Genomic DNA, 12,295 nt, shown 5'->3' with positions numbered 1-12,295 from the left:
CTGGCGGGCAGACCTCACCGCGAGGGTAGCGGCCCGACGTCCGGGCGCCGACGATGAGGGCGGTGCCACTAGTGTCGTGGCCGTGCCCGACCGGATCCCTGTGCCCCAGCACGGCGCCCGTCGCTTCGCCCGACGGGCCACCCTGCGGCGGGCAGCGGGACTGCTGAACGACTTCCGGTTCGAGCAGACCGACCCCGACCGCTTCTACTCGGCGCTGGCGCGTGATTCGGTCGAGCTCATCGCCGACCTGTACCCCGACCCGCTCGAGGGCGCGGTCGTCGTCGACGTCGGTGGCGGCCCGGGCTATTTCGCCGACGGCTTCCGGGCCCGCGGCGCGCGGTACGTCTCGGTGGAACCCGACCCGGCCGAGATGCACGCCGCCGCGCTGCCGCACCAGGCGAGCATCCGCGCGTCCGGCATGGACCTGCCGTTCGCCGGCGGTTCGATGGACGTCTGCTTCTCGTCGAACGTCGCCGAACACGTCCCCGACCCGTGGCGGATGGGCTCGGAGATGCTGCGCGTCACGCGATCCGGCGGGATCATGGTGCTGTCGTACACCCTCTGGTACGGGCCGTTCGGCGGGCACGAGATGGGGCTGACGCACTATCTCGGCGGCGCCCGGGCCGCGCGACGCTACACCCGCAGACACGGCCATCCACCCAAGAACCTCTACGGCACCAGCCTGTTCGCGGTGACCGCCGTCGACGGCCTTCGGTGGGCCGCGACCATCGGCGCCGACGAGGCGACCCTGATCGCCGCGTTCCCGCGGTACCTGCCCCGGTGGATGTGGTGGGTCATGCGAGTCCCGGGACTACGAGAGCTGCTGGGCAGCAACCTCGTTCTCGTGTTCCGCCGGACCTGACCGGGGAGACCTCAGCGTGCGGGCGCCTCGCACCGCAGCAGACCGGTCGACGAGGTCGACGTGTCGAGCACGCGGCCGTCGAGGGTGATGGTGCAGGTGACCTGCCCCTGGAGCACCACCGCGGTCAGCGACGCCGTCCCGGACACATCGGTGGCGACCGCCCACGGCGGGTTGATCAGCCGCGGCGACAGCTTGACGGTGCTGCCCGCCGCGTATGTGAGTCCGAGGATCTGGCCGTTCCCGCTCAGCGAGTACAGGATCTGGCCCGGGGCCGCCGACGCCGACGGCTGCGCCGCGGACGTCGGAGGGGGTGACTCCTCGGTGGGGGCCAGGAAGTCGTCGGTGGTCTCGACCGTCGACGTCGCCGCCGGGGTCGCGACGTCGTCGCCGTCACTGTTGCTCACGAGGAAGTAGCCGGCCACCAGGACGATGACCACCAGCAGCGCGACGACCGCGGCGATCAGCCACAGCGTGCGCGACGATCCACCACCGGGAGGCTCTGCGGCGGCCGCGCCGTCACCGGGGTACTGATCGGACGGGTACTGGTTCGGGGGGTAGTTGTTCGGAGGGTACTGCCCGCTGCCGTATCCGCCCTGGTCATAGGGCTGCTGGTAGCCGTAGTTCGTGGGCGGGTACGGGTTCTGCTGATAGGGGTTCTGCTGGTACCCGGTGGCCGGGTAGCCGCCGTCGGCCGGGTCGAAGGACCGGGTCGGCGGGTGCTGCGGGTTCGGATAGCCGGGATCGGGCTGGTACGGGTACACGGGCCCCTGCGGACCGTCGACCGAGGTCCACTGATCGTCGCGTGGTGGCGCCGCCCAGGTGGGGTCGTCGGGCTGCTGTCCCGGCGATGGTTCGCCGTGCCCGCCGTCCGGTCGATCGGTCATCTCATCGGTCCTCTCCGTGGTGCCAGCCACCCAGTCTGCACGGCGGTCCTACGTCTGCGGCGAACTCAGGCACTGCGCGGCCCACGCCCGGATCTCGCCGACGAACAGCTCCGGCTGCTCGAGCGCCGCGAAGTGTCCACCGCGGTCCAGCTCGTTCCAGTAGGCCAACGTCGGGTACCGCTTGCGAGCCCACCGCTCCGAGGTGCGGTAGAGCTCACGGGGGAACATCGACACGCCCACCGGCACCGTGACGTCGGGCTGCGTGCCACCCTGCGCGGCCTCCCAGTAGATCCGCGCCGACGACGCACCGGACGCGGTCAGCCAGTACATCATCACCCCGTCGAGGATCTGGTCCCGCGTGAGGATCGTCGAGAGGTCGCCGTCATGATCGGTCCAGTCCCAGAACTTCTCTGCGATCCAGGCGGCCTGACCGACGGGCGAGTCCACCAGCGCGTAGCCGATGGTCTGCGGCCGCGTCGACTGCTCCTTCTGGTATCCGGTCCGGAACCGCCTGTGCTCCCTCTGGGCCGCGATGATCTCGGCTTCCTGCGCGGTCGGGGTGTCGTCAGGATCCGGCGGCGCCAACGGCATGTTCAGGTGGATGCCCAGCAGGTGGTCGGCGTCGCGTTCGCCGAGCGCGGTGGTGATGATCGCGCCCCAGTCGCCGCCCTGGGCGGCGTAGCGCTCGTACCCCAGGCGCGCCATCAACGTCGCCCACGCGTCGGCGATCCGCTCGATGTTCCACCCCGGCCGCGTCGGCTTGTCGCTGAACCCGAATCCGGGTAGCGACGGGATGACCAGGTGGAACGCCGGTTCGGAGTCGGCGGGTTCGGTGAGCGGCTCGATGACGTCGAGGAACTCGCACACCGAGCCCGGCCACCCGTGGGTCAGCAGCAACGGCGTCGCGTCCGCGTGCGACGACCGCACGTGGATGAAGTGGATGCCCAGTCCGTCGATGTCGGTGCGGAACTGCGGCAGACCGTTCAGCCGCTGCTCGAGGCGACGCCAGTCGTAGCCGTCTGACCAGTACGTGACCAGGTCACGCAGGTAGGCCGCGGGCAGGCCCTGGCTGCGGTCGTCCACCGTCTCCGGCTCGGCCCAGCGAGTGCGGGCCAGTCGGTCGGCGAGGTCGTCGAGATCGGCCTGGCCGATCTCGATCCGGAACGGTTCCACGATGTTGTCTGCGCTCACGTCCTCCAGTGTGCCCTCCGGCATCAGACGTCGGAGATGGCCTCCAGCGGGTTGGTCCGCGCCGCGCGGACCGCGGGCCACAGGGCGGCCAGCACGCCCACGACCGCGGCCCCGACGAGCGTGATGCCGATCAACTCGTAGGGCAGCACCGCCGTGGTGATGCCGAGGTCCTTGAACGTACGGACCACCGCGATGCCCACGACGCTGCCCAGGATGACCCCGAGGACGGCGCCGAAGATGGCGATGAGCACCGACTCGACGTAGATGGTCCGTCGGATCTGTGCGCGGGCCATACCGATCGCACGCAGCATCCCGATCTCGCGTTTGCGCTCGATCACCGACAGCGCCAACGTGTTCACGATGCCGAGGACCGCGATCACCAGCGCGAGACCGAGCATGCCGTAGAGGACGGCGAGCATCTGGTCGATCTGCGACGACGCCTGCCCGACGAACTCGGCCCGATTGTTCACCTGGACGGTGAGGAAGTCTTTCGTGGCCGCGGTCAGCTTGTCGCGCAGCGCATTCACCGAGACACCGTCGGCAGCCTTGATGAGGATCAGTCGGTCGCTCTGGAACCCGGCCGGTACCAGTTTCCCGTAGGCGTCGTCACCCATCTGGAACGGATCGAGAATCTGTGAGTCCTGGAAGATACCGGAGATCGTGACGTCGGCGGGGGTGCCGTCGAAGCTGACGAACCTGATGACCTGACCGCGCTTCCAGCCCTTGGCTTTTGCCGTCTTCTCCGAGATGATCATCCCGTCAGCGGGGATGGATTTCGATGCGCCGTCGATCATCTCGTACGGTGTCACCGCACTGAGATCACCCTTCGGCGAGACGCCGGTGATGGTCTCGTCGCCCACCTTCGCCGCGACGATCCGGAACGAGACGGTCGATGCGACCCCCTCGGTGTTGTTGGCGGCGTTGACCACCGAGGTCGGCAGGGAGCCCTGGTCCGATGTCGCGAGCACCAGATCGGCTGACAACTCCTTGCTGATCGTGTCGTCGATCGACCCCTTGAGGCTCGATCCGAACGTGCCCACCACCGCCACGAGCATCAACCCGAGGGTCAGCGCGAACGCGGTCGCCGCGGTGCGCCGCGGGTTGCGGACGGCGTTGGTGCGGGCCAACTGTCCGATCTTGCCGAACGGTCGGCCGATGACACGGCCGAGCGCACCGACGAACGGGCGCGAGAGTGCGGGCGCGGCGAACACGACGGCGAAGATGAGCACGAGAGCGCCGCCACCCACGGTGGCCGCGAACTTCGCGCCCTGACCCGACGTCCCGACCAGGACCAGTGCGATCCCGATCACCGCGAGCAGCGCGCCGATCGAGGTGCGCATACGCAGCGAACTCGCTCCGTCGGTGGCACTCTCACGCATCGCCTCGACCGGCGAGACCTGCGCGGCGCGGCGGGCCGGCGCGTACGCGCTGACCATGGTCACCACGATGCCGACGGCCATGCACGAGATGATCGCGGTCGGTGTGATCTGGAGCGACGCCGTCGGCAGCCCCGAGGTCGACGAGGTGACCGCCTTGAGTATCGCGGCCAACCCGATGCCGATCCCGAGACCGATCGCGCCACCGAACAGCCCGACCACGAAGGCCTCCAACAGCACCGACCGGGTGATCTGGCGGCGGCTCGCGCCGATCGCCCGCAGCAGGGCGAGCTCGCGCACACGTTGGGCGATGATCATCGAGAAGGTGTTGTAGATGATGAATGTGCCGACGATGAGACCGATTGCGGCGAAGGCCAACAGGATGTAGTTGAAGACGTCGAGGAACTGGTTGACGTTGTCCTTCTCCTCCTGCCGCACCTGCGCACCGGTCTGCGTCTTGTAGTCGTCGCCGAGGGCCGACGAGACGCGGTCGGAGAGCTGTTGCGCGGAAACGCCCGGCACCGCGGACATCTCGACGTAGGCCGCACGGGAACCGTCGGACAGTTCCTGCTTGGCCACCGATTCCTGCAGCTGCACGTTCACGTAGCCGCTGGTGTCTCCGGGGAGGTCGACCAGCCCGACGACCTTCACCGTCTGCGGGGTGCTGTCCCCCCGCGCGACAACGAGTTTGGTCGACGAACCGACCTTCAGACCGGCCTTGTCGGCGGCCGACTTGTTCAGCACGATCTCGCCGGTACCCACGGGCGCGCGTCCACCCGGGTAGAGCTTGCTCTCCGTCGGAGAGAGCACCTGGTCCTGCGGCAGATACGCCGTACCGATGCTCGGCGCCCCGCCGGTCTGCAACGCGGTCCCGTCCGCCTTGGCGATGGTGACCGGCGCGCTGTAGCGCGGCACGACGCGGTTGATGCCCAGTTCCGCCTTGCGGCTGTTCAACTGGTCGACGACGGATTCGTCGATGCCGGTGGACTGACTGTCCTTCGGGCTGAGGCGGGTGTCGACACCGACCGCGACCTTGTCGAAGATGCCGTCGAAGGCACTGGAGATGGTTGCGGTGAAGATGATCGAGCCGGCGACGAACGACGTGCCGAGAACCACCGACAGAACCGTGAGGACGAGACGGACCTTGTGCGCGGCGAGATTTCGCAGGGACACCCGCCGCATGGCCGGAGCCGCCATCAGGAGTCCAGGTTCTTCATGTACGCATACACGTCGTCGGCCGACGGCGACTGCAGTTCCTGCACGATGCGGCCGTCGGCGAGGAACACGACGCGATCTGCCCAGCTCGCCGCCCGCGGATCGTGGGTGACGATGACGACGGTCTGACCGAACTCGTCGACCGCGGCGCGCAAGATGCTCATGACCTCACCGGAGGACCGCGAATCCAGGTTGCCCGTCGGCTCGTCGCCGAAGATGATCTGCGGCTTGCCCACCAGGGCACGCGCACACGCCACGCGCTGCTGCTGTCCGCCGGACAGTTCGCTGGGGCGGTGACCGAGACGCTCCGACAGTCCGAGGCGGCCGATGACCGTGTCGAACCACTCCTGGTCGAGCTCGCGGCCGGAGATGTCGAGCGGCAGGGTGATGTTCTCCCGCGCGGTCAGCGTCGGCACCAGGTTGTAGGACTGGAACACGAAGCCGATGCGGTCACGACGCAGCCGCGTCATGTCCTTGTCGTTCAGGGTGGTGAGATCCGTGTCACCGATGGTGACCGTGCCGCCGGTGGCGTCGTCGAGACCGGCCAGGCAGTGCATGAGGGTCGACTTCCCCGATCCGGACGGTCCCATGATCGCGGTGAACTCGCCTGCGGCGAACGACAGCGACACCCCTTTGAGGGCCTCGACGGTGGTGTCTCCGGAGCCGTAGACCTTCGTCACATCGGTTGCGCGCGCGGCGATCTGCGCCGTCGCGGCGTGTGCGCCGGGTGTCCGACCATCCTGGGGGACGCTCATTGATGCCTTCTCCTCGAACCGTGTGGGGGTCACGCCGTCAATCCTGGCTCGCCAGGATAGTCGCGACCATCGGGGCATCCCCTGATCTTTCCCGCGTTCGACCCCGGTGGCATCGGTCGAGAGGATGAACCCGCCCCACCCGTCGAGTGGGCGGCTACGGACGCCGAGTGGGCGGTTACGGACGCCGCAGCGTCAGAAGGTGAGTGCCAGCGTGTGCAGCTTGGTGTGCTGCGCCGGGTTGTTGAAGTTGTCGTCGCTGATGAGGATCAGCGTGCGACGGCCGCCCGAGATCGTCGGACCCCACGCCATGCCCTCGACGTTGTCGGGACGCAGCATCGGCAGCTTGGCGAAGTCGAACACCAGCCGCTTGGACATCGGCACCTCACGGCCGGACAGCTTGTTCACGCCGGTGACCGAGGTGGCGCCGCGCGTGGTGGCGGCGTAGACCTTGATGCTGTTGCGGTTGGCGACCGGGTCGAATCCGCGCTCGAGCACCAGGTAGTCGGTGCTGCTGATCGACAGGATCTCCGAGACACCGTTGGTGGCGCGGCTGCTCGCGTTCCGGGCGATCGGGTCGGTGCGGTAGACGTACTCGCTGTTGCCGCGGGCGCCGGTGATCAGCAGGCGCGACCGGGTTCCGGCCGCCTTGGTGGGGTCGCCACCGTCCTGGACCAGGGCGGACTCGGTCATCAACGCGACCTGACCGCTGCGGGTCACCGTCAGCCCCTCGAAGCCGTCGTTGGTCTTCAGGCCACGTCCGGGACCGGGCCGGTAGGCGGCCGGGATCGGGATGTCGCGGACATACAGTCCGGGCGGGGTGACGACGCGGACGAACGGCCGGGCGCCCTCACTGCTGACGACGAAGTTGCCGCCGAGTTTGCGGATGCCCTCGAGATCCATCTGACCGGGCAGCAGGGGGATGTTGCCCGGGCCGAGGATGGTGCCGGCGTTGGTCAGCACCGGGGTCCGGGTCGCGAACTGCCCGTTGCCGGTGATCGGCAGTCGGAACTGGAAGTACCGGGCCGGACCGAATTTGCCCGGGTCGTCGCTGACGGCGACGTAGTTGCCGCCACCGATGTTGTCGATGCCGGACAGTCCGCCGAAGCGGAACGGGGTCGGGACGAAGTTGTCGGGCACGGTCATCGTGTCGACGTAACGGGCCGTGGGCCCGTTCGGCGCGGCGTTCGCGGGCGCCGCGGCGACCAGTCCGGACACTGCCACGGCGCCGACGAGGCAGCCGATCTGAACACGCTGGCCGAGACGGCTGAGACCCATGGGTCGGGATGCTACCGAATCAGCGATACGCAGCGCTATCCGAGTGACCACAAGCGTTACTCGTGCGACCGCGAAACGTTATGCGAGTCGCTGCTTGAGCGCGGCGAACTCGTCGGCGATGCCGGTGGGCAACTTGTCCCCGACGAAGGAGAACCACTCCTCGATCGACGGGATCTCCTCGCGCCACTCGTCGACGTTCACCGCGAGCGCCTCGGCGACGTCGTCGATGTCGACGTCGAGTCCGTCGAGATCGAGCGCCTCGGGCGTCGCGACGATGCCGACCGGGGTCTCCACGCCGCCGGCGGTGCCCTCGATGCGCTCGACGATCCACTTCAGGACGCGGCTGTTCTCACCGAAACCGGGCCACAGGAAGCGCTTGTCGGCGCCGCGGCGGAACCAGTTGACGTAGAAGACCTTGGGCAGCTTCGACTCGTCGGCGCTCTTGCCCAGCTCGATCCAGTGCTGCAGGTAGTCGCCCACGTTGTAGCCGAGGAACGGGAGCATGGCCATCGGGTCGCGACGGATCGCGCCGACGGTGCCCTCGGCGGCGGCGGTCTGCTCGGAGCCGACGGTGGCGCCCATGAACACGCCGTGCTGCCAGTCGCGGGCCTCGGTCACCAGCGGGACGGTGGTCTTGCGGCGTCCGCCGAAGAGGATCGCCGAGATGGGCACGCCCTGCGGGTCGTCCCACTCCGGGGCCATGATCGGGCACTGGCTCATCGGCACGCAGTAGCGCGAGTTGGGGTGCGCGGCGGGACCGTCGGACTCCGGGGTCCAGTCCTTGCCCTGCCAGTCGATGAGGTGGTCGTGGCTGCCCTCGAGACCCTCCCACCAGACGTCCTTGTCGTCGGTGACGGCGACGTTGGTGTACATGGTGTTGCCCTGCTTGAGGGTCTCCATGGCGTTGGGGTTCGACGACCAGTTGGTGCCGGGCGCGACACCGAAGAAACCGAACTCCGGGTTGACCGCGTAGAGCCGGCCGTCGTCGCCGAAACGCATCCAGGCGATGTCGTCGCCGAGGGTCTCTGCGCGCCATCCCGGGATGGTCGGCTGGATCATCGCGAGGTTGGTCTTGCCACACGCGCTCGGGAACGCCGCGGCGATGTAGTACGCCTTCTCCTCGGGGCTGATCAGCTTGAGGATCAGCATGTGCTCGGCCAGCCAGCCCTCGTCGTGCGCCATGGCCGAGGCGATGCGCAGCGAGTAGCACTTCTTGCCCAGCAAGGCGTTGCCGCCGTAACCCGAACCGTAGGACCAGATCTCGCGGTCCTCGGGGAAGTGGGTGATGTATTTCTCGGTGTTGCAGGGCCACGGCACGTCGGTGTCGCCGGGCTGCAGCGGTGCGCCCAGCGAGTGCAGTGCCTTGACGAAGAACTTGTCGGTGCCGAGGGTCTCGAGGACCGCGGGTCCGACGCGGGTCATGATGCGCATCGACAACACCACGTACGCGGAGTCGGTGATCTCGACGCCCAGCTTGGGGTCGTCGGCACCGAGCGGGCCCATGCAGAACGGGATGACGTACATCGTGCGGCCACGCATGCTGCCCGTGTAGAGCTCGGTCATGGTGGCGCGCATCTCGGTGGGATCGACCCAGTTGTTGGTCGGTCCGGCGTCGATCTCACGCTTGGAACAGATGAAGGTCCGGGACTCGACGCGCGCGACGTCGGCGGGGTCGGAGTTCGCGGCGAACGAGTTCGGCTGCTTCTCCTCGTCCAGCTTCGTGATGGTGCCGGCCGCGAGGAGCTCGTCGGTGAGCCGCGTCCACTCCTCGTCGCTGCCGTCGGACCACACGACCTGGTCGGGCTGCGTCAGACGAGCGACCTCGGCAACCCACTCCAGCAGCTCTTGATGCCGGGTCGGGGCGCTTCCGGGTTCCAGTCCGGGAATGGTCGCTGACGTCATGATGTGTCTCCTGGGATGGCCGACCAGCGAGCGCCGCGTATCTACCCGCCGTATGTGTTTGACCAGGTTACTGGTTGCGTGTACCGATCCACCAATGGGGGACCGATCGAGCGATCGGGGGTGATCGGGGTCACCGGCTCGACCCCGATCAGTCCAGCCTGCCAATGTCGGTGCGCACCCAGTCGCCGGTCTCGACGTCGAGTCGGCGGGACTCGAACGCCCCGTCGCTGTGCACCTCGGTGATCGCGTCGACGCGTCCGTCGTGGTCGGTGTCGGTGTAGACGGTGACCCCGCCCGGGCCGACGCGGGTGAGGGAATCCGGAATGCCGTCGGCGTCGGAATCGACGTCGGCGGGCCCGAGGTCCCAGACGCGGTCGCCGTCGGCGATCCACAGGTTGTCGTGCGGGTCGTGGACCGGCGCCGACGCGAGCAGCGGCTCGGCCGCGCCGACATGGGTCCCGGACTCGAACCCGTGCAGCGCGTCCGTCGCGTCGTCGTCGGATCCGTCGAACGGTGAACTGACGTCCATGTGTGCTGATCTCCCCTCAGGTCAGGCAGTGCCGAAGCTCAGACAGGGCCCGACGTGTTGGACGCGGCGCGGGCGATCGGGGTTCCATCGCGTGCATCCGCCCGGCGCGCCCGGATCTCGGTGTCGATGCGGGCGACGTCGTCGGCGATCATCCGAGCCCGTCGCTCGTAATGCCGCATCACCTGTCCGGCGACGACCGGTTCGGCCGCGGTGACCGCCCCGACGACGTCGTGTTCGATGCTCGCGCGGGCCTCGGCCAGCGCGTCGGCGGACCAGGACCGCATCTGCGCACGCAGCGCACCGATCCTGCGCAGCCGCACCACCAGCGCCGCGACGCCCACACCCACGATCAGGGCCAGCGGCATGCTGATCCACTGCAGGGTGTGCACCCCGGCGAGCGGCGTGACGACCAGGCGGCCCAGCCCGATGCCGGCGGAGGCCCCGAGGAGGACCACCAGCGCATCCTCGGCCGTGCGGCGTCGTTCGGTGTGCGGTCGCAGGGTGACCGGCGCGCGTTCGGGCACCGGGGCTGGGTCCGGGGACACCGGTTCGACGCCGAGCAGCGCCACCGAACGGATGCGGTCGAGGTCGTCGCGCACCCCCGCGTCGAGCCGGTCCCGCAGCTCGGTCACCGCCGACGCCAGCCAGATCGCGTGCCGGTCGACGTCGGCGCGGCGCAGACCACCGACGGCGTCCCGTGACCGCGCGCCGATGTCGCGGATGCCGGCGTCGAGGTCGGCGACGGCGCCGGACCGCACCCGGTTGAGCCCTCCGCGCAGTGCGCCGAGCCGGTCGGCGCGACCGCGGTCGCGGGAGCGCACCAGACGGGCGCGGGTCGCGACCAACACCTCGGCGGTGACCGGTGTGGCGGTGGACGGACGTCGATCGATCTCCTGGGCGACCGCCGACCGCGCGGCGGCGGTCCGTGCGCTGATCCGCGTCGGGTCGTCGTCGGTGTGCTCCCGGATCCAGCGGGCGAGCTCGTCCACGCCGGACTCGTCGGCGGCTCCGGCGACCGCGGCGGCCCCGGACACGGCGAACACCGGGAGCGCCTCGGTGGGGTCCAGGACGCGTCGGCTGGCCTTGGCGTTCGTCGGCCAGTCCCAGAACGCGTCGACCTTGGTGCAGACGACCGCGGCGACACCGACCGAGGACCGCAGCTCGTCGAGCAGGGCGCGGTCGGAGTCCCCCGCGACCGACGACGGGTCGATGACGAGCAGCCCGACCACCGCGTGGGCGGCGAGGTCCCCGCGATACCGCTCGACGCGCAGACCGGGATCGACCACCGCCAGGGCGTCGATCAGCGTCGCGGCCCCGGATCGGCCGACGCCGGCGACGACCACCCCGCCGCTCACGCGTCGACCCAGACGAGTCGCGACAGGGTGTGTTCGATCTCATCGCGGGCCGTCCCGCTCGCCGCGACACGGTCGAGCAATCCGACGACACCGTGCAGTCGGCGCACACGTACCGCGTCCAGCGTCGCCGCGAGCGGGGCCGCCAGGCCCGGGATCCCGCTCTGTCGGTGCAGCAGGTATTCGAGGGCACGGCGGTCGAGCGGGGTGTCCGCGTCGGCGCCGGCCTCGAGGAGGTCGAGCGCGCTGAGGATGCCGAACTGGTCGAGGCGCCGCAGCAGACCGGTGCGCAGGGTTCGCTCGGCGCGGTCGCCGGTGATGAAGTGCGCGGCCATCGACGGCATGGGCTCGTCGTCACGCAGCATCTGCGCCAGCAGCTCGAATTCCTCGTCGACGAGGTCGGCGCACGCCAGCAGCGGCATCGTCGGATGGACCGATCGGCCCAGGTCACGCGCACAGGCCCGCGCGGTCTCCTCGGCGTCCTCCCACGATCCGAGGGTGTCGGCCTTGCCCAGCGCGAGCACCGTGCGCTCCGGCGGCAGTCGGCGCAGCGCGACGCGGTCGGCGGGACGCGGCCAGCCCACCAGGACGTACAGCCAGACGTCGGCGTCGGTGTCGTCGTCGCCGGGACCGATCGGGGTGACCGCGAGCCGCTCCCGGACCGCGCGCGCCATGGTGTCGCGCCCGGTGCCCGCACGCCCACGCACAGCGACCCGCAGTCGACCGTCGAGCTCACGTGCGGCGCGGTGGAGTTCGGCCGAGTCGGGGAAACGGGTGAGCAGATCGGTCACGAATTCCGACGCGCGATCGAGTTCGGCGCTCGTCACATCCAGCGTCACGACCGTCCCCTCCTGCACGTTCACGCCTGCCCGACACCCGACCCAGCTGTGCACAATCGGCCGGATACGCCACCATGTCAGGGTGGAGAACACCGAGCGACCCGCCGCAACCGCC

10 protein-coding genes are annotated in these 12,295 nt (G+C 69.4%); 1 reads left to right on the top strand and 9 read right to left on the bottom strand.

The genetic code is table 11. The features are described from left to right. The first annotated feature begins 94 nt into the window (after positions 1 to 94). Complete coding sequence (locus LX13_RS11080) at positions 95 to 862, top strand: class I SAM-dependent methyltransferase (protein ID WP_372499903.1); 768 nt, start codon at positions 95 to 97, stop codon at positions 860 to 862. Between the two features lie 11 nt (positions 863 to 873). On the opposite strand, the gene LX13_RS11075 is transcribed toward LX13_RS11080, so the two are convergent. The 9 genes from LX13_RS11075 to LX13_RS11035 all read right to left on the bottom strand — a co-directional run bounded on the left by LX13_RS11075 (position 874) and on the right by LX13_RS11035 (position 12,180). Beyond that, positions 874 to 1,746: a hypothetical protein gene (locus tag LX13_RS11075; RefSeq protein WP_253661374.1), complete on the bottom strand. Its 873-nt coding sequence runs from the start codon at positions 1,744 to 1,746 to the stop codon at positions 874 to 876. 48 nt (positions 1,747 to 1,794) lie between these two features. Beyond that, positions 1,795 to 2,919, bottom strand: a complete 1,125-nt coding sequence (locus LX13_RS11070) for an epoxide hydrolase family protein (protein ID WP_253661817.1) — start codon at positions 2,917 to 2,919, stop codon at positions 1,795 to 1,797. 41 nt (positions 2,920 to 2,960) lie between these two features. Continuing rightward, a complete protein-coding gene (locus LX13_RS11065; RefSeq protein WP_253661373.1) occupies positions 2,961 to 5,510 on the bottom strand; it encodes an ABC transporter permease in 2,550 nt (849 codons plus the stop codon). Beyond that, positions 5,510 to 6,283, bottom strand: coding sequence for an ABC transporter ATP-binding protein (locus tag LX13_RS11060; RefSeq protein ID WP_253661816.1), 774 nt, complete (start codon positions 6,281 to 6,283; stop codon positions 5,510 to 5,512). Before LX13_RS11060 ends, LX13_RS11065 begins: the two co-directional genes overlap by 1 nt. A 192-nt stretch (positions 6,284 to 6,475) precedes the next feature. Further along, entirely contained in the window at positions 6,476 to 7,558 is a 1,083-nt protein-coding gene (locus tag LX13_RS11055; protein WP_253661372.1) for an esterase-like activity of phytase family protein, read from the bottom strand. A gap of 78 nt (positions 7,559 to 7,636) precedes the next feature. Continuing rightward, positions 7,637 to 9,460, bottom strand: coding sequence for a phosphoenolpyruvate carboxykinase (GTP) (locus tag LX13_RS11050; RefSeq protein WP_253661371.1), 1,824 nt, complete (start codon positions 9,458 to 9,460; stop codon positions 7,637 to 7,639). A gap of 148 nt (positions 9,461 to 9,608) precedes the next feature. Continuing rightward, complete coding sequence (locus LX13_RS11045; protein WP_253661370.1) at positions 9,609 to 9,989, bottom strand: DUF6802 family protein; 381 nt, start codon at positions 9,987 to 9,989, stop codon at positions 9,609 to 9,611. 38 nt (positions 9,990 to 10,027) lie between these two features. Beyond that, positions 10,028 to 11,344 carry a hypothetical protein gene (locus LX13_RS11040; RefSeq protein ID WP_253661369.1) on the bottom strand — a complete coding sequence of 439 codons (1,317 nt, stop codon included), beginning with the start codon at positions 11,342 to 11,344 and terminating at the stop codon, positions 10,028 to 10,030. After that, positions 11,341 to 12,180 carry a hypothetical protein gene (locus LX13_RS11035; RefSeq protein ID WP_253661368.1) on the bottom strand — a complete coding sequence of 280 codons (840 nt, stop codon included), beginning with the start codon at positions 12,178 to 12,180 and terminating at the stop codon, positions 11,341 to 11,343. The genes LX13_RS11040 and LX13_RS11035 overlap by 4 nt, the downstream gene beginning before the upstream one ends. Positions 12,181 to 12,295: the final 115 nt, after the last annotated feature.

This window comes from Williamsia maris, assembly GCF_024171815.1.
Lineage (GTDB): Bacteria > Actinomycetota > Actinomycetes > Mycobacteriales > Mycobacteriaceae > Williamsia_A > Williamsia_A maris.
Note: the sequence above shows the minus strand (reverse complement) of the source record. Positions and strands in the feature narration are given on the sequence as shown.